The organism is Bacillus sp. FSL R9-9834, assembly GCF_038006905.1.
Taxonomy (GTDB): Bacteria; Bacillota; Bacilli; order Bacillales; family Bacillaceae_G; genus Bacillus_A; species Bacillus_A pacificus.
Window position 1 is genome coordinate 2,746,580 of the sequence record NZ_JBBOWD010000001.1, and the last position, 18,530, is coordinate 2,765,109.

At 34.0% G+C, this 18,530-nt stretch carries 22 protein-coding genes and 1 pseudogene; 1 reads left to right on the top strand and 22 read right to left on the bottom strand.

Annotation, left to right across the window (positions count from 1 at the left end; translation table 11 throughout):
• Window positions 1–65: 65 nt before the first annotated feature.
• The 20 genes and pseudogenes from MKY00_RS14305 to MKY00_RS14400 all read right to left on the bottom strand — a co-directional run bounded on the left by MKY00_RS14305 (window position 66) and on the right by MKY00_RS14400 (window position 15,407).
• Window positions 66–914, bottom strand: a complete 849-nt coding sequence (locus MKY00_RS14305) for an ABC transporter permease (protein WP_016717768.1) — start codon at window positions 912–914, stop codon at window positions 66–68.
• A gap of 16 nt (window positions 915–930) precedes the next feature.
• Window positions 931–1,917 carry an aliphatic sulfonate ABC transporter substrate-binding protein gene (locus tag MKY00_RS14310; RefSeq protein ID WP_016717769.1) on the bottom strand — a complete coding sequence of 329 codons (987 nt, stop codon included), beginning with the start codon at window positions 1,915–1,917 and terminating at the stop codon, window positions 931–933.
• Window positions 1,918–1,932: 15 nt separating this feature from the next.
• Complete coding sequence (locus MKY00_RS14315) at window positions 1,933–2,688, bottom strand: ABC transporter ATP-binding protein (RefSeq protein WP_000218592.1); 756 nt, start codon at window positions 2,686–2,688, stop codon at window positions 1,933–1,935.
• A gap of 216 nt (window positions 2,689–2,904) precedes the next feature.
• Window positions 2,905–3,633 carry a hypothetical protein gene (locus tag MKY00_RS14320; RefSeq protein ID WP_016717770.1) on the bottom strand — a complete coding sequence of 243 codons (729 nt, stop codon included), beginning with the start codon at window positions 3,631–3,633 and terminating at the stop codon, window positions 2,905–2,907.
• Complete coding sequence (locus MKY00_RS14325; protein ID WP_000822614.1) at window positions 3,630–4,220, bottom strand: TetR/AcrR family transcriptional regulator; 591 nt, start codon at window positions 4,218–4,220, stop codon at window positions 3,630–3,632. Before MKY00_RS14325 ends, MKY00_RS14320 begins: the two co-directional genes overlap by 4 nt.
• A 207-nt stretch (window positions 4,221–4,427) precedes the next feature.
• Window positions 4,428–4,937, bottom strand: a complete 510-nt coding sequence (locus MKY00_RS14330) for a DUF402 domain-containing protein (RefSeq protein ID WP_016717771.1) — start codon at window positions 4,935–4,937, stop codon at window positions 4,428–4,430.
• Between the two features lie 101 nt (window positions 4,938–5,038).
• Entirely contained in the window at window positions 5,039–5,533 is a 495-nt protein-coding gene (locus MKY00_RS14335; RefSeq protein ID WP_001057916.1) for an NUDIX hydrolase, read from the bottom strand.
• Window positions 5,526–6,574 (bottom strand): annotated as a pseudogene (locus tag MKY00_RS14340) (hypothetical protein). The gene MKY00_RS14335 and the pseudogene MKY00_RS14340 overlap by 8 nt, the downstream one beginning before the upstream one ends.
• Before the next feature lie 12 nt (window positions 6,575–6,586).
• Window positions 6,587–7,060 (bottom strand): tetratricopeptide repeat protein, encoded by a 474-nt coding sequence (locus MKY00_RS14345; protein ID WP_000400626.1) that lies wholly within the window; start codon window positions 7,058–7,060, stop codon window positions 6,587–6,589.
• A 137-nt stretch (window positions 7,061–7,197) separates the two neighbouring features.
• Window positions 7,198–7,887, bottom strand: coding sequence for a phosphopantothenoylcysteine decarboxylase domain-containing protein (locus MKY00_RS14350; protein ID WP_016717772.1), 690 nt, complete (start codon window positions 7,885–7,887; stop codon window positions 7,198–7,200).
• 15 nt (window positions 7,888–7,902) lie between these two features.
• Complete coding sequence (gene aacC, locus MKY00_RS14355; RefSeq protein WP_141114875.1) at window positions 7,903–8,700, bottom strand: BA2930 family N-acetyltransferase; 798 nt, start codon at window positions 8,698–8,700, stop codon at window positions 7,903–7,905.
• 217 nt (window positions 8,701–8,917) lie between these two features.
• Window positions 8,918–10,165 carry a glutathionylspermidine synthase family protein gene (locus MKY00_RS14360; protein WP_000287878.1) on the bottom strand — a complete coding sequence of 416 codons (1,248 nt, stop codon included), beginning with the start codon at window positions 10,163–10,165 and terminating at the stop codon, window positions 8,918–8,920.
• Window positions 10,166–10,185: 20 nt separating this feature from the next.
• The gene (locus MKY00_RS14365) at window positions 10,186–10,797 is read right to left on the bottom strand and encodes a hypothetical protein (protein WP_001242159.1); all 612 of its coding nucleotides are present in this window, start codon (window positions 10,795–10,797) and stop codon (window positions 10,186–10,188) included.
• A gap of 110 nt (window positions 10,798–10,907) precedes the next feature.
• The gene (locus tag MKY00_RS14370) at window positions 10,908–11,309 is read right to left on the bottom strand and encodes a GNAT family N-acetyltransferase (RefSeq protein ID WP_016717774.1); all 402 of its coding nucleotides are present in this window, start codon (window positions 11,307–11,309) and stop codon (window positions 10,908–10,910) included.
• Window positions 11,310–11,365: 56 nt separating this feature from the next.
• On the bottom strand, window positions 11,366–12,304 hold the full coding sequence (locus MKY00_RS14375) for a DMT family transporter (protein ID WP_000643664.1): 939 nt from the start codon (window positions 12,302–12,304) through the stop codon (window positions 11,366–11,368).
• A 54-nt stretch (window positions 12,305–12,358) separates the two neighbouring features.
• Window positions 12,359–12,895, bottom strand: a complete 537-nt coding sequence (locus MKY00_RS14380; protein WP_016717775.1) for a DinB family protein — start codon at window positions 12,893–12,895, stop codon at window positions 12,359–12,361.
• Between the two features lie 14 nt (window positions 12,896–12,909).
• Window positions 12,910–13,410 (bottom strand): GNAT family N-acetyltransferase, encoded by a 501-nt coding sequence (locus MKY00_RS14385; protein ID WP_000620338.1) that lies wholly within the window; start codon window positions 13,408–13,410, stop codon window positions 12,910–12,912.
• A gap of 34 nt (window positions 13,411–13,444) precedes the next feature.
• Window positions 13,445–13,990 (bottom strand): GNAT family N-acetyltransferase, encoded by a 546-nt coding sequence (locus MKY00_RS14390; protein WP_016717776.1) that lies wholly within the window; start codon window positions 13,988–13,990, stop codon window positions 13,445–13,447.
• Between the two features lie 15 nt (window positions 13,991–14,005).
• Window positions 14,006–14,707, bottom strand: coding sequence for a nucleotidyltransferase domain-containing protein (locus tag MKY00_RS14395; RefSeq protein ID WP_016717777.1), 702 nt, complete (start codon window positions 14,705–14,707; stop codon window positions 14,006–14,008).
• Between the two features lie 16 nt (window positions 14,708–14,723).
• Window positions 14,724–15,407, bottom strand: coding sequence for a DNA alkylation repair protein (locus MKY00_RS14400; RefSeq protein WP_074585595.1), 684 nt, complete (start codon window positions 15,405–15,407; stop codon window positions 14,724–14,726).
• 370 nt (window positions 15,408–15,777) lie between these two features.
• On the opposite strand from MKY00_RS14400, the gene MKY00_RS14405 reads away from it, so the two are divergent.
• On the top strand, window positions 15,778–16,605 hold the full coding sequence (locus MKY00_RS14405; RefSeq protein ID WP_000551433.1) for a peptidoglycan-N-acetylglucosamine deacetylase: 828 nt from the start codon (window positions 15,778–15,780) through the stop codon (window positions 16,603–16,605).
• A 39-nt stretch (window positions 16,606–16,644) separates the two neighbouring features.
• Here MKY00_RS14405 and MKY00_RS14410 read toward each other — a convergent pair whose 3' ends face one another.
• Entirely contained in the window at window positions 16,645–17,070 is a 426-nt protein-coding gene (locus tag MKY00_RS14410) for a WapI family immunity protein (RefSeq protein WP_016717778.1), read from the bottom strand.
• 170 nt (window positions 17,071–17,240) lie between these two features.
• Entirely contained in the window at window positions 17,241–18,512 is a 1,272-nt protein-coding gene (locus tag MKY00_RS14415; protein ID WP_000459662.1) for a PTS ascorbate transporter subunit IIC, read from the bottom strand.
• Window positions 18,513–18,530: the final 18 nt, after the last annotated feature.

Here is an 18,530-nt window from a genome sequence, read left to right on the forward strand (position 1 = left end):
CCCCTTATTTATGTTGAAACATACACTAAAATACTCTATATAAATTACCCCTAATAATTTATATGTTAATTTCCTACCTCTCCTTTAAAATTATCTCTCCATCTTAAAAACTTCACTTCTAGTAAACGAACAAGTGAATCAGAAAACTTCCCAACGAATGCAAAGATAATGATACCGACAAATACAATATCTGTATTTGAAAATTGCCTTGCATCCATTATCATATAGCCAATACCTTCTGTAGATCCCATAAGTTCTGCTACTACTAAACTCACCCATGCAACTCCTAATGATAATCTTGCTCCTAGTAAAAGGTTAGGTAATGCAGCAGGTAAAATTAATTTTGTAATTAATTTTCTTTTACTAAACTCTAACACTCTCGCAACATCGAATAACTTTGAATCTACACCTCGTATTCCTAGAAACGCGTTTACGTATAAAGGAAAAAATGCACCATCTGCAATTAATAACACTTTCGATGTTTCACCAAAACCGAACCATAATACGAAAAGCGGTGCAACAGCTAAGTGAGGCACAGTTCTTAACATTTGTACTGACGGATCTAAATATTGCTCGCTTCTCGTTGAAAACCCAACAATCGTTCCTAATATAATTCCTAGACTCCCACCAATAAAGAAACCAGCCGCAGCCCTGAATACACTGATACTTAGATGACCGTATAACTCTCCTGTTTTTATAAGTTCTTGAAAAGCTAGAAATATATGTAATGGCGTTGGTAATACTGTTTTAGAGACTAAATCGAATACGCCAGCTAACTGCCAAATAATTAATACGACAATTGGTATCGTAATCGCTCTTACTAACACTTTTACATTTGTCTTTCGCAATTTTTTTACATTGCTTTTGCCAATCGTTATACTCGCCCTTTTCACAGCAGCCTTCGTATTTTCCAATTTACAAAACCTCTTTTCATTTCGCCTTTATTGCTTTTTCTACGAAAGAATTATCTACAACTTTATCTGTTTTGATTTCTTTCTTTATAGAACCGAGCTTATATTGAAAATCTGCTGTCTGTTGCTGTTCTGCAACTATTTCTTTCGCTACCGGAACTAAGATGGGTTTGTCGTGATTAAACACTTCTTTTACAATATCTGCATCTATTTTCTTTGCAGAAGTGTATATTTTTATTGCTTCATCCAAGTTTTCATCTTGCCATACACGTGCTTTTTCATATACTTTAAGGAATTTCTCCACTAATTCTGGATGCTCTTTCGCAAATTTTGTTCTCGCAATTAAAAACTCTGGGGAAGATACGTTTAATTGTTCACCATCTGTAATCACCTTTGCTCCTTTATTTACCGTATGTAACGATATGAAAGGATCCCAAATTGCCCATGCATCTACTGATCCTGATTCAAATGCTGGCTGCGCTTCATCTGGTTGTAACTGAATGACATTTACATCTTTTGCATTGATACCTTCTTTATCAAGCGCTCGATACAATAAATTAAATGCGCTACTTCCTTTTGCTACTGCGATTTTTTTACCTTTTAAATCTTTTACACTCGTAATCTTGCTATCTTTTTGTACAAGAATGCCTGTTCCTTTTCTCGCATAACTCGTATTAGCAATTTCAGTAAATTCAATACCTGCTGCTTGCGCGGAAATAACTGGAGAGTTGCCAACTTCACCAAAGTCTAATCGATTTGATGCAATTGCTTCAAAATAAGGAGGACCGCTTTGAAACTCTGTCCACTTCACCTTAACTCCTTCTTTTTTAAACTCCTCTTCAAACCATCCTTTTTTCTGTGCGAGTAATAGTGGACTTAATCCTTGTTGAATACCAATTTGTACTGTTACATCTTCCTTCTTACTACTTGCTGTGCTTTTTTCACATCCGAATAAAAATAAAGAAATAGCTAATGCAAAAGAAAGAATTTTGATTTTTTTATACATATACTCACCCTTTCCCTATATACTTGTTTGAATTAGTCCCCCGCGTTCAAACTGCTGTAATACTTTCTTTCGAATTTCTTGGAATGACTCCGAAGTTTTACTACGCGGATAAGGTAAATTATTTTCAATCACTTTATGTATTTTTCCAGGCTTTGCACTCATGATGACAATTCTGTTTGAAAGATATATTGCTTCGTCTATATCATGTGTAACAAATATCATTGTCGTCTTTTTTTGTTCCCAAATGTTGAGCAGTACTTCTTGCAAATGACTTCGGGTAAATGCATCCAGTGCTCCAAATGGCTCATCAAGTAACAATACATTTGGATCTCTTAGCAACGCTCTTGCAATCGCAACACGTTGTGACATCCCGCCTGATATTTCTTTCGGATATGATTTTTCAAAACCATCTAGTCGAACAATTTCAACCCATTCCTTTACCTTATCCTTCACATACTTATCTTTTAATGACAAATCCGCCGCAATATTTTCTTCCACTGTAAGCCACGGAAACAATCGATGCTCTTGAAATATAAATCCTTGCTTCTTACTCGGTTTTGTTATACGCTCCCCGTCAATAATGATTTCTCCTTCAAACTCGCCGTCTAAGCCTGCAATAATTTTTAATAGTGTACTTTTTCCGCAACCACTCGGACCAATTACTGTAACAAAATCCCCTTTCTCTAATTGAAAATTAATATTCTCTAATACTTGAACAGTACGAGTTTGTTTCGAAAAATATTTTGATACTCCATCAATTGAAACAGTCACTTCTTCACCTCCTTGAAATGATTCATCTAAATGAACAGATTCAGTATTTATGCAATAAAAAAACCAAAGGCATTTTATCAATAGATAAAATGCCTTTGGTTTCTCCAATCAGCAATACGTAATAGAATTAAGTACATATTATACAAATATTTCCGATAAGTCAACTAGGTTTTGTTAAAAAATACATATGGTTCGTTTGAACATCATTATTGTTATTTATTTTTTACGGTTCTTAATCCACTGTAACCAATAAGAAAACTCACATGCCAAATGCATTTGGTGCGATTTAATAAGGCTATTAGGACAAAGTGCTGGAAACTCTACAACTAGACTTACTTCTATACCAGTATCTGTATCTTTGAATTGATGTCGAACTCCACCAATAGTAGTACCGTCTTTCATACGTGCAACACCTGTTGATTGGTATTGATAAGACTTATCCCTAGGTGTCTTCAATCCCGTTTCGTCACCAAAAACAATAAAAAATTGAACTGGAAATGGAGAATTACCAGTAGTTTCGATAACTTCTAATTCATTTTCCCCAAACGGTCTTAGTACATAGTGATCAGGACAACCTGACAAGTTCACCTGATTATTTTCACGTGATTGTTCAAGCATAAAACTGTCAATCCCATTTATCGCTTCTTCTGCTGTAATCCCATCTAAATAAATACTTGTTTTTGAAAATTTCCGTCTATTACCAGATAAAACTGTAGCGATACGCATACCCATTTCACTTAATTTAAGTTTAGACTTCAACTTATCATACATTTCATCGTATGAATAATTTAATTTTAGTTCCGTTAGTTTTTTTATCATAACGTCTGTATCATTTAATTCTTGCTCTTTATGTCCTAATGTATTTAAAACTTTTTTAATACGTTCTCTTTTCCATTTTGTAAGTTGTTCATTCGAAATATTGTTTCCATCGATCATAATCTTCATATACATTCTCCTTCTCTTTGATCATATCGTAGTGTATTTAATACTAAATTAACCATTTCTTGCTTCGTATCTAAATTCAAATTCACCTCTGAATGAGCAACACTGCTAAGACCGTATAAAATAAAACCTGAAGCTAGTAATGAGTTATCAGTATTAAAAATCCCCGTTTTCATCCCTTCTTCAATCACTTGTCGAATTAATGGCTGAATTCGCGTGAATAATTTCTGTTCCAGTTGAAAATGTTGTTCTGTCTGAAAAGAACTCACATTTTTATAAGGCGCTAATTTTTCAATAAATGTCCAAAATATATTTAGAGAATCTTCCATCTTTTGCATGACAGACCGTTCATTTGAAATTAGTACTTCTTCGATTAACTCCATATTTTTCACAATAAAATCATTTAACACTTCATCAACAAAGTTATCTTTAGACTTGAAGTAATAATAAAATAAGCCTGTTGCTACACCTGCATGATTCACAACATCTTTTATGCCAAATCCTTTCATACCATTTTTCATATATAGTTCAAAGCCAATATCCATTAACTCTTGTCGTCTTATATCTGGTTCTTTTGATATTCTTTTCATAGGTCATCTCCTACTAAGTTTGTCCTCGACTGAATCTGATTCAATCATAAACGACTGAACTATATTCAGTCAATATTAATTTCCACAAAAAAGAGTAATCCCAAGAAATATACATCTAACCTTAGACTTATCAAAAAAGTTAGATTATATAACTTGATACTACTCAATTTCATTAAACACGTATTCTATTTTCAAATCGATTACAATTTAGTTTAACCTCACTCTTTCTGTTTCTACAATCATTTGAGGAAGGGTCTTTTGAATTATTTCCTCTAATACATTAAGAGCTTCATTCACATAACCATCCTCAAACTCCTCTAAAGACTCAGGCAACTCATCCTCATCTAAAATAAAATATTCTCCACTTGGAAGTACCAAAATATCAATAATTAAGTCTTCAAATGACACTAGTTCATCTGTTATTTGCGTATTTTTTACAACATTAAAATAAGAGCCTACATACATTCCATCCTTATCTCTCCATATGTATAAATTGTACGGACGATCCTCCCAGTAGTATGCAATGGTGTAACTGCCTTTCGGGATTGTTAAACTTGAATCACGTGTATTCATCGTAAATGAATACTGAACCTCATGAAATAACACGATACTTCGCAACTGCTTTTCAAGTAATAAACAAGTGTGTTCTACTGTTGTCGAGTCATATCGTATTTTTCTTTCTATAATTTCACTTTTGGATGTTAGTAATTTATTCATTCTTTGTTTCCCCTTATGCTATTTCTAGCTTTATTATATCGGTTTATATAGTCATAAAGAAGTATTTGGTCTCCAAGTACACAATAAAACTCCTTCTTATTTTAGAAGGAGTTTTTCACTGTCCATGCTTCATATTTTTTCACTTCTAATGGAAGCTCATTTGTTTTCAGCCATTCTACTGCACTACATACAAGTGGAGATGAATTGTCTTCTGTAATGCTTTCTATAGAAACCCATCTCGCTCCTAAAGAATCTTGACCTTCAAATTGTTTTGGTACTATGATTTTCCCTGCACTCTTTTCAACATCATACAAAACTGCAATATGGTGTACATGTGTATAATCTTTAAACTTTGAAGGGTATTGAAAATCAACCGTACCTACTTGCTTTATAACCTTTACTTCTAATCCAGTTTCTTCTTTACATTCCCTATGGAGTGCCGATAACAACGACTCCTCTTCATTTAAGCTCCCTCCAGGTAGATCATATCTGTTCTTATATGGACCTTTAATTTTATCTATTACTAATATGTTATTGTTTTCGATACAAATGCCATACACACCAAACGTACGATGAAAATTAGTAGCATTATTCATGGTTCAATTTCTCCGTCATCACATCATAAAAATTCCGTTCCTCATCAACATTTAAGTGAACACGACTTACTGTTTTAGAAAACCCATATAACAATTGTACTTTCGCCGGCTCTTTAAGTATAATTTCAAATGTTGGAGGTTCCTTTATAAATTCCATCACCGTTGCGTCAAGAACCTCTTTCTCTTTCTTTAAAAGTTCTCCTTTATAGAACGTAATCTTATCAATTTGTGTAAAAGGTATAATAATTTTCTTTCCTAATCCGATTTGAATGATTATTTTTTTTCCGTAACAATAATTGGATTTTTACGCATTGCTTGTATTTCAGCTAAAAAATAAAACATTGCATATACGTTTAAAATAAGTAACACCCATGCTACAACTGGATTCCATTGATGAAACAAATAATGAAAGCCGATACTTTCTATTAAGGTCGCATGGATGATCATAATATATACACCTATTGCGCCAGTCTTTTTGTGATATGAGTATACGTATTCACCTTCTGGTAGTTTTTCACGCCACGATAAAAATGCATAATAGATTAACTTACACTCTGTTACAATAATATCTACTAATTTATTTCTTTTCATAGCAGCGTCAAACGCAGCATCAATTGCATAAGAAAATGAAGAATACTCACTTTTATATTCTTTATATTTTTTTATTATGTTAGGAAGCTTTCTAACAATTTTATATAGAAGGAATAACTCTACACATACAAAAGCAATTTCTCCTGCAACTATAATATAAGAAACGTATGAAAAAGCTTGTAAATAGTCGCTTGGAATAATAAATCTTGCAAATATATAACCAGCTATTACGACAGGGAATATATACGTTAACGAGTATCTTTTTCGAATAATAAAGAAATACGTAATGACCGGAATTACAAACATACAATCTAATAATGACCCAAGAACAACTTCTTTCGGAGTAGCTGGTACAATCGGAAGAGCATACAATAAATAGTTTGATAATAAGATTAAAGATACGAGTCCAATCCATATACCTTTTCGCCTTCGCGAAAGTGTGACACTCATACTTTCACTCCTCTATTTAAAAACCTCGTTTAAATGGTCTTTATAAAATGAAATAGCCCGTTCAAACTCTTTAACTTCTTCTACTTTTACGACTGTTTCAAGTAATAATTTCATCGCGGATTCATGATCGTTTACGTTATATTTCGCTAATGACAAAAATACTTTCATCACATCATTATCTGGAAACTGCTGCAAACCTGTTTCTAAAACAGTAATTGCTTTATCATACTCGCCTATACAACGATATGTACTACCAAGACCGATATATGCGCCGCAAAGTGACTCCCCTTCAAGACCGTTTGCAATTGCCTGTTCATAATACGGCATAGCTTCTGTTTCAAGACCCATTACATCATGTATCCAGGCACATTGATAAAGTACTTCTGCATCCCTCGTAAAGTTTGTTAATCCGATGAGTATCTCTTTAGACTGCGCATATTTCTTTTCTTTCCGGAGTTTAATAGCTTGCTTTAATAAATGTTCCATAGAATTCACTCCTCACCAATTATTCTATGTATCCATATTGGATGGTTAACGTTTGTGCAAAAGTAAAATTCCCATAAATTAAAGTTTCGCTTACCAATATATACTATGCGGACTCACTCTTATCCAAATACTTAAAATTATGAAGCAGTAACGCGATTACATAGTACTTCTAACCTTTTGACAATTTCTTTCGCTGTTTCATCTTTTCCATTACATAACTGCCCTTTACTGTCTTGTCCAATTACGTAGTGCATTGCTCCGCGCGAATATAAAGAATGTGGTGAATTTGCAATCATTACACTCGCCTTCGCTTCTTCCATTCTATTTTTCGCTCTTTCAAACAGTTCTTCTTTATTTACGTCACTTTCAAGTTTAAAGCCAACGAGTACAGTTTCTGGATCCCACTCTTTTATTTGTTTTAATACTTTCGGTGCCTTTTGAAAATGTATAATTGGCGCTATATCACTTGAGATTTTTCCATTCATATCAAGAACATTGCCCTCTTGATCACAAATCTTGTCCACAATCCAATCAGATCCAGCCGCTGCCATAATGACTGCATCGACCTTTTCGTGCGTAATGATACTCTTCATTTTATCTTGTAAATCAACAATTCCTTCAAATGGGTGTAATTCTAATTGATTGTTTATATCATTCGGTTTCTCCGCAAAATAACCATGTAAATATATAACATAGGCCCCTTTACTTATAAGTTCTTCGGCGATTATTCTTCCAATTGTTCCTTTTGCCATATTCGTATGACCACGAACTTGATCCCATTTTTCTAAACAACCACCGCTTGTAATTAATACCTTTTTCCCCTTCATTGTAACCATCCCTTACTAATTTTTCTTACGAAACCATTCTGTTCCAAAATCAACTATATCACGTTGTTTCATAAGACGGCACTTTGCGTTTCCTATTTTCCCTATTTTCACAGTTCCCTTTTGCTCAAATTCCACACCAATTTCTACAAATTTGTCAGAATCGTAATCCATATCAACAAATTTTTTCCACACTCTTTCACCATTTTCTATAATGGGTGCCCCTACTTTTATTAACTCACACGCACCAGAACGTACTTCTGATAAATGTACAGAAGTATTGGAATCATATCCAACACCAATTAATAATATGTATCCGTCTAAATCGTATATTTTTCTTAATGGAGATTCTTCTCCTAAACTCATTGATAGTGACTGATTCATCGTTATTTCTTCTGCATGTCTTCCCCATGCAGCAAAACTTCCTAATGGATGGTTACTACGTACTACATTCGGATATGTACGAAAACATTCAACTACTTTTCCCATTGCCCTTGTTGGCGTTATATGTGGCTCAAATGCTGGGACGTTATCCCGAATAATTTGCCACCATTCTTCAGGTACAGGTGGTCTTGACCAATGTTTCGGATCAGATAAATCCGAAGATTGAGTTGGCATAATGATCGTTCCCTCTTCTGTAATAACATTCATTAACGCCTCTACTACTGCAACTGCGCCTCCAGATACCCAGCCTATGGAACTTAACGAAGAATGTACAATAACTGTCATTCCTTTTTCTAATCCTAATTTTCTTAAATCATTTGTAATTGTTTTAATTGTATTTGGCAATGGCGTACTTGCCACTATTTCATTCATTTTCACGATTGTTCCCCCATTTTGTTTTAAACTACTACATACATATATTATCATATTTTTCTTAATTTTTAACTTAATCATTTTTATCTACACAAAAAATGGTAATAAATTAGTTTTATATAACAAAAGAAGCAACCTGAAGTCGTTACATCACAGCAATAAAAACAATATATTTAAACGAAAGAGCCCATCAAAAATGATGAGCTCTTTGTTCCATTTATCCTTCAATTGTAACTCCAGTAAACATCGATAAGTTTCCCGTTATTTTCTCACCTACACGTAAAAATAAACCAGCAGCTCTCCCGCTAATACAGTGTGAACCAATTAATAGTTTACCAGTATACGGACCGTCCCATGTGTCAATTGTATAGTCAGGCATTTCTATGTATTGCTGATATATTTTCCGCTGTTCAAAGTAATACTCTGTTTTATCTTCAGCTAATAGTTCATTATTTTCGTATATAGATACTCCTCCGCCTTCACGGCCGTATAAAGGTTTAGATACATATGATTCATTTCGTTCTATAAACGGTTTATTTGTAAAATATGTCGGTAAAAAGTAGTTCTGAATGATTCCTCGCTCCTCTTCCTCAAAGAAAACTTCCTCTTCGTAAAGTTGCCATATTAATGCGAGTACACTTTTATTTTGCATAAGAAAAGCAGCTGGTGGATTAATGATTTTCACTCTACCTTGCGCAATATGATCTAAAAACTGGAGTCCAATTCTTTTCCCGTTTTTATCAGCATCTGAAACTAAATATTCAATTGGATATAGTCTATATAAATAATGAATTCGTTCACCATTTTGCGTATATATACCATCATCTGCAACGACAATATCTTGTATACCTATATAATCCGTTGATTGATCTAAACAATAACTTCTTAAAAATTGAACCGTTTGATGGTCTTCATCATGCCAATCATAACTCGTAAAATAAATCGTTTCTCTAGGATCTATACTATAGTCATGTTTAATTTGTTCCCACGCCTGCACAATATGCTCTTCTATATGATTTGGGTGATTTACATCGTGATAACGGCACAACACTTCATTTGCAACAGATGGCTCTAAATAACCTGTTGGTGTATCACAATTTACTTCTATTAACTTTATATCTTCACCATTTACGATAAAGTCAAATCTCGTAAAATATGAAAACAAACCAGTGTGTTTCATTCTCGCAATTTCCCATGTTTCAGCAGGAAATCCTAGTGTTTGAAAATCTTCTGCCGTATTGAGAATATATTGATACGTTCTATATAACACGTACATAATTTCTTCTGTTGCTTTCGAAATAGCAGTATATGTGTTTACAGGCATACGATACATACCTGTTGCCATATATTGATTCCATTCTTCATTTTCTAGTAGACTCGGCCAAGTAAATCCATTCCGACCAGCCTCTTCCGCTAGTGAAAACCATACTTTCATATACTCTTTCTGCTCTTGTTCTGTATACATGATTCTATTATCCTTTCGTGTTATGATCCGGCTGGCGCTTTTGCGTTCCCAATTCCACTTGAACCTGAATTCACTTTTGGCGTTTGTGTCGTAGATGATTTTGGCGTATTTGTATCTGGCGTCGCTTTATTTGAGGAATTTGGCTGTTGTTTATTTAAATCCACTTTATTAGAAGAATTATTGTTGTTGCTGTTAGTTCCACCGTAGTATCCTCCTCCACCGCTGCCACCAGTTCTACTTTGGTCTTTCTCACGATATGGAATAATATTATTTGCATACGGTTTCTTCATTATATTTGGTTTTGCTGTATAATTCATATTTGAAGTTCTGCTTGCTAATAAATATCCTGCTACGAATGGAAGTATCGGTAAATGTGAATTTTCATGATACGATGAAAATGATGGATTCATTTCCTTACATAACTCATCATTTTCTACATTTTCATTAGTAGGCGTTTTATCATCGCAATTTAATGTTTCTTGTTCATTTCCCTGTTTTGCACCATCTGTTTTAACAGCAGTACTTTCTTGTTGAGCAGTATCTTCTTCATAATCACCACATCCAGTTAATAAAAAAGATGATACCCCTATTGAAGTAGCAATTTTTATAAATTTACTTTTATCCATTCTCATGTGTTATACACCTAATTTCCATTATCTATATTTTTCCAGATACCTTTATTATATAATGTAAATGTTACTTTTTTCAAACTAAACACAATATATATTTGCATATTTTCGTACTATTTTTCCAAATAACAATGAAACCTTTCAATCCCCGGATATTTTTCTCCTAAACTTTGAATCTGAAAACCCATTTTCTTATAAAATTTTACTGCCTCAGCGTCTGTCTCTGCCTCTAGATACGTCAATTGATACATTCTTACTATTTCCTTTATCATTTGCACCGCTATTCCTTTATGACGATATTGCGGTACCACTGCTATGTGGCATATTCTCGCTTTATTTGCTCCGGTTATTTCAATACCTATGCAAGCCTTTTCTTCATATCTATGCAAAGTCCCTTTATTGCTTTCATAAAATAAAACTGCTTTCTTTTTGCTAGATTCACTTGGGCCGACTGCATACAGTAGTACATTTAATATGGGATCTTTCTCAATTTGTTTAACACATTGCAAATTCATATCATCATTCCTTTCTATGAAAAAAGATTAGCTCTTTATATAAAGAGCTAATCTCATCACGCAGTTATTTTTTCTTCTTTCTTCACAACGACCGCTACATAACTATGTAGTATCATTCCGATAATAACGAGGCTCATACCAATCCAAGATAAAGATGACGGAATTGGTGCAGATAACAAGATAAGTTCTCCTACTAGCGCAAATAAAACCTCACCGGACTGAGTCGCTTCCACTGTTGCTAGTTTTTGTGGATCATCTTTTACAAGATCTGTCGCAAAGAAGAATAATACCGTTGCGATTAAGCCAGAACTAACTGCTACAATAAAACATTGAAAAACTTGACTACTTGACGGTAGTCCGCCTGTTGATACTTCATAACCAGATAGTAAAAACCAAAATGGTAAACTGGCTAAAGTCATACCGAGAACTCGCTGGAATACATCTAACTCCCCTTTACAAACTTGCATCATTTTTCGATTTCCAAGAGGATACGCAAACGCTGCAATAAGTACAGGAACGACACATAAAACAGTTTCACGAATTCCTAATGAAGAAGCATGTTCTACTTGCATGAGTACAACACCGCATAAAATAATACCCGACATAACTAATTCCTTCATTGGGAGTTTTTTATGTAATGGATCTACCGCAAAAAATGGTGTTAATAAAATCCCTGCGACGATTGTAATTTGCCATGTTGATGCAACGAGCCAACCAGGTCCAAAAGCTCCGGCAAAACTAAGTGGTGCATAGAAGAGACCAAATCCAACGATACTCCAAACTAACCATTCTTTCGGATTGTTTTTCATATATTGAAAGAGTTGCTTTAAGTTTCCTCTATACATGACAATAAGTAAAAGCATCGGAACCATAAAGTAGTACCGTAATGATGCACTCCAAATCCAGCTTCCACCTTCTAAGTCCATCGCCCGGTTTAAAACGAAGGTAAAGGCAAAGAAAAATGATGCCAATATCCCTACTGCTATAGCTTTCATTATAAAACCCCTTGTTCAGTTTCTTCTTACTACTATACAACAATTTAAATATAATTAAAATTCGAATTTTTCATCTCGCGTGTATCTAGCTCTATATAGTTTTCTTAACTGACTAATATGAGCTTGATGGTACCGATTATGATTAGCTATGTGCCATATCCCCCACCTTATAGTCGCATTTTCTCCCTTTTCATAAAGAACTTCTCGTATTAAATCATTTTCTGTTAGTTTCATACATTCCTCATAAAACATATGTTGCACAACTTCATAATTTTGCATTAATTGTTGCAACGTCTGTTTTCTTAAACTTGGCAGCTCTCCTGCTTCATTTAACATAGGTCCATATATATTTTCAAGTACGAGCGGAATTGCTTCTCCTTTTAATCGGTACACCCAATGTAAATCGACAACTGCTAAATGTTGAAGTAGTTGTCCAATACTATTTTCATTATTTTCTGTCCCTTTAAATGACAGTTCTTTCTCATCAGTACCTTCTACTAACTTTTGCAGTCGTTTAAATGTATCCGTAACCGTCGCATACAAAATCGCAACTTGCGGGTTCATATTTCTTTGCAAAAGTAGATCTTTCATATGAAACTCCCCCCTTACAAGAACAACACCATATGTTCATCATCACTATACACACCATTCATCTTTATAGCTCTCTTTTCAATCCCATACGTTTTAAAGCCCATAGATTCATACAACTTTTTTGCTGGCTCATTTGTGGAAACAACACCTAATGTCAATTGTTCCAAGTCCATTTCTCTTGCTCTTTCAATTGCCTTACGTATTAACTCACGTGCAAGGCCACTTCTTCGATTGCTTGCATCTACATACATCGCAACGATATGCCCTTTATGTTTATACGCCTCTTTCTCTTCTGTTAGTAAAGTGACAACTCCAACTAATTGATTCTCTTCATTAAAAGCACCAAATGTACAACTAGTAGCAGCTGATAAATTACTTTCCACTCGCTTAATAGGATTTTCCTGACGAATCGCCTCTTCATAAGTTGTTACAAATGCCTCAGGGTTTACTTGTAATGCTTGTAAACGTAAGTCCCAATATTTTTTTGCATCTTCTTTCGTAAGTAATCGAATCATATTTCTCTATCCCCTTTTAATTAACATAATATTTTTATAAACTACTAATTAAAGATTGATATTCTTCTCTTAACATACTATAACGATAGCGATGAATGAACTGACCTCTACGTAATCGATCATTTCTCATTAATCCTTCGCATACAAAACCAGCCTTTTCATAGCTCTTTCTAGCTTGAAAATTATCTTCATCTACACGTAGCCATACTTTTTCTAATTCAAATTCAAAGAATGCTACATGTAACATACTATATAAGGCTGCTATTCCATACCCTTTACCCCAGTATTCTTTATTACCAATCGCGATTCCCAGTTCTGCATTTTCATTTGTTTTATCAAAGTTTTTAAGATCTACCCATCCAATATGTATGCCGTTCTCTGTAGTGATTGCTCTTTGTTCATAACCATTTTTTCGATTTATACATGCTTCAATCCATTTTTTTGTATCTTCACGAGTGAACGGTGGATATTGATCTGGTACAACTAAATGTTTTGTTACTTTTGTATCTAATGACCATTGATATCGGTCTTCTACATCATCTAGTGTCAGTTCTCTTAATTGAACGAATGGTATATTCATTGTATGATCCCCCTTTTACTTTCCTATAGAAAACCCTTCGAACATTCTTCCTCCATACTGTTCTAACGTTTTTTCTACAAAAGTAATTAATTTTCTTTTCTCTCCTGTTTTATAAAAATGATCGAATGCTGTTACAAATTGATCTGCGTATTGTTCATCATATCTTCTAAGTACCCTTATAAACCATTTTGAACTTCCAAGCCATTTACCATTTACTCTTAATACATATTCATGTAATAAATCAGCTAATAAATTCGCGATAAACAACTCTTCTTCTCTTTTTGATGCACCAATAAAATCATCCAAAGTATCTGTAATAAAATAACGCTTCTGCTCCATCATTTCTTCCGTCCATTTAGCTGGCCCTTTATTTAGTAACTCATTCGCTTCGCTTTTTAATTTCTCAACAATTTCATTTTCCCCTTTTAATACAATACCTTCTGCAACTAATTGTGGTAACGAAGGTCTTCCGCGGTCACAATCTATTTTAAAGAAGGTTTTTAACGTTTCAAAATTATGTACAAATACCTCAACTGGCCACCCATTACTATAGAAAGATTCTCGATAACAAGACGTTAAACTTTGATCAACTATTACAATGTCCAAATCAGATGTTTTTGTCGCTTCTCCTCTTGCAACACTTCCTCCAAGTAAAGCTACATCACAATTCGGAAATTGTGATGTAATGATGCTTTTTGCCGCTTCCATTGCTTTCATAACCGTTCCCCTTTTCTTATTTCACTTTCTTTTTTTCAGCTCTTTCTCTCGCTTTTTTTATATACGGCTCTGCGTCTGGTGTTTTGCATGACGTTGCCCCGTGATCAACGTGTACTTTTCCAATTTCACGTGCAATTTCAATCGCTGCTTGCTCTAAGTCTTCATTACGAATTCCTATCGCGATTAAAGCACGATTCATCGCTTCTTTTTTTCTATTTTTTTCATTATGTATATTTACTTTAATTTCTTCTAAATACGGAGAGAAGAAATCGTCTTGTAACGTTTTATTTTTCATCGCTATATTTGCTAATAAAGACCAGCCTGCTCTTCCAATCCATTCATCATCACACTTTGTCCATTCTTCCATTCTTTCTATCGCGATCGGCGACGTACAAATAGCCGTCATTAAAACATCCATTAAACAATAATAATCAACTTCCTGTACCCATTTATTTAGCAGTTCTGTCGTAACTTTCTTTGGATCTAAAATCATTGTTGCTAATGTCATTGCATCCATATTTTTTGTTTCCCATAATAAAATTGCTAAATCATGATCTTTTTTTATTTTCTTTTTTAACAATTTTAAATTAGCAAAACTAACTCCGAATAGTGGCTCTTTCGCTCCGTGGTTTTTATACGTTTTACGATTCTGTTCTGTTCCGTATTCCTCTAGTTGCTGCATTACTTCTTCAAGTAACATATGCCCACCTCTTTATCTTTTCTGTTGACTTCATATATGTATGTACGATATATTCTACATTACTTTTTGGTTTTCCTATATTTATTTTTCAAAATACGGTATGTGAAATTTTGTAGATGCGTTTTAATGCAACAGGCACACTCTTCGTCAGCATTCTCTGTATAACTCACTCATTGGGTTTATTATATATAGCAACAAACTACATGCATTTTCATTCCATCCTTGTTTCATTTTAGTAAACCAGCAAAATATTGAAATCTTGCATACTTTTGGACAAACTTTTTTGCTCTTGTAAAAAAGTTTTTTTGCAATTACCTCCCTATAATTGCTAATATAGTAGAGTAGAACTTTTATAGAGAGAAGGAAAATTATGCACAATGGAATTCGAATGACAACTTTAGTGAAAAGGGCTATGTTGATTTGCGCGGGGGTATTATTTACATACGAAGCGGCCTTAGGATCAGCACATACTGCTCTAGCGAGTACAGAGGATGAAGCAAAATCTGTTCAACTTGTAAGTGAAATTCAATCATCTCTTGCACCGAAAGAAGCTCCAAAACAATATAATGGGCAAGTTAGAAAAGTAGCTTACTTAACATTTGATGATGGTCCTGGAAAATACACAGCTGAGCTTTTAGATATGTTAAAGAGAGAAAATGCAAAAGCAACATTCTTCCTTATTGGTTCAAATGTAAAAGCTTTCCCTGATCTTGTAAAACGTGAAGATGCTGAAGGCCACTACGTTGGGATGCACAGTATGACTCATAACTACAAGAAACTTTACACAGAAGGTCATTATGTAGATGAGATGAAGGAAGATCAAGGCTTAATCGCTGGCGTTTTAGGCAAATCACCAGTATTAACTCGTCCGTCTTACGGATCAATGCCAGGATTAAATGAGGCTCTTCGCAACAAAGTTGTTGAGAATGGCTTAAAAGTTTGGGATTGGACAATCGATTCTTTAGACTGGAAGTATAACAAAATGCAGGTTGATGCTGCATCAGCTAAAATTGTAGAAAACGTTCTAAATGGCGCTAACAAGCCAACAGAAGTTATCCTTATGCACGATATTCACCCACAATCCGTAAAAGCAGTACCTGGTATTATTAAAGGACTGAAAGAAAAAGGATATGAATTAGAAGCCTATAGTGAGAACGAACACTTCCCATTAAACTTCTGGCATGATAATCGTATGTAATGAAAAAGACTTGATTTCCTTTAGGATATCAAGTCTTTTTTATCGTTTTGGAAATTTTATATGTTGTTCTTCAATGAAACGAATAATATTTTTTCTATCTTCTTGCGTAATAGTAATACAAAATTCGTACTCTTCTTCTTTACACCATGAAGGATTTAGTTCTATAGATAAACGAACTATAATTTGAAATGTCTCTTCTTTTTCTCCTATAAATTCAAACGACAGATTAGGTTCTATGAAGTCTAGTCGGGTATATGTAGGATTCGGTAATGTTTGAAACCATTCTTTCATGTGTTGTAATTCGCTAGTTTGTAAAAAAGGATCCATCGTTTCAAAAACTTTATTTCCCTCTGAAAGTTTCACTTTTATTATTAGCCAATTACGATCAAATGTATCAAATGCATTGTTAAACTCGTATTTTACAGCTTCAAAATGTAATGATACAATTTCATTTTGAAAAATCATAAATTACCTCCTTATTATTCAAGTAGCTTTATCTTCAAGTATAGAGACTATCCAATTAATATTTAATAATGCTTTTTAAATTATTTTATCATAATTTTTAAATGCATTAATGAAATAATAAAAAAGACTTGCATTCATTACAAGAATCCAAGTCTTTTTCATCTTATCTATTAAAAAATATATCCTACTAACTTCACAATTTCACTAATTAAAATACCTACAACTGCAAAATCAGAATCACCAAATGTTGTATTCTCAAATCCTAATCCGCCTAATATCGGTAATAATATTGCTGGTAGGAATGAAATTAGTAATCCATTTACAAAAGCTCCTAGTATTGCGCCTCGTCTTCCTCCTGTTGCATTACCGAATACGGCTGCTGTTGCTCCTGTGAAGAAGTGAGGAATTAACCCTGGCACTATTACACTCAAACCAATAAATGAAAGTATAAACATGGATAGTAATCCGGCAATAAAACTTGTTAAGAAGCCAATAATAACTGCATTTGGTGCAAACGGGAAGATTGTTGGGCAATCTAACGCTGGTTTTGCATTTGGTACAAGTTTATCTGCAATCCCTTTAAATGCAGGTATTATTTCTGCAATTAACATGCGGACACCCGCTAAAATAATATATACTCCTGCTGCAAATGTAATTGCTTGCATGAAAGAATACACAAGGTAATTTTGTCCGTTACTTAATTCCGTTTCGATAAACTCCTTACCCGCAAATGGTGCAACAATAAAGAATAATACAGCCATCGTTAATGACATAGAAACTGATGTATCACGTAAAAAACCTAGTGACTTAGGCACTTTAATTTGTTCTGTTGATTTATCCTTATTTCCAAATTTACTCCCAACAAACCCTGCCGCTAAGTATCCAACTGATCCAAAATGGCCGATTGCGATATCATCCATTCCTGTAATTTTTCTAACGTATGGTTGTAATAATGCTGGAAAAATCACCATGAGTGCCCCTAAAATGATTGATCCAACAATCACTAATGTAGCACCTTTCATCCCGGTAGTTGAAAATACCGCTGAAATTAAACATGCCATGAATAAGGTATGATGACCAGTTAAAAACACATATTTAAATTTTGTAAAACGTGCAATTAGTAAATTCGCAATCATACCAAATACCATAATTAACGCTGTTTCTTTTCCTAATGTTTGCTGTGCTATTGCAACTACAGCTTCATTATTTGGTATAATCCCTTTAATATGGAATGCTTTATCAAATATTTTACCAAAAACATCTAAAGCTCCAATTAATATAGTGGCTCCACCTCCTAAAACGACGAAGCCCATAATTGTTTTTAAGGTTCCTGAAACCGTATCTGCAAAATTTTTCTTTTGCAGTAGTAAACCACACATAGCAAATAATCCGACTAATATTGCGGGTTGTCCTAAAATATCCTTCATAATTATATCAAACATAGCACTACTCCCCCTTCA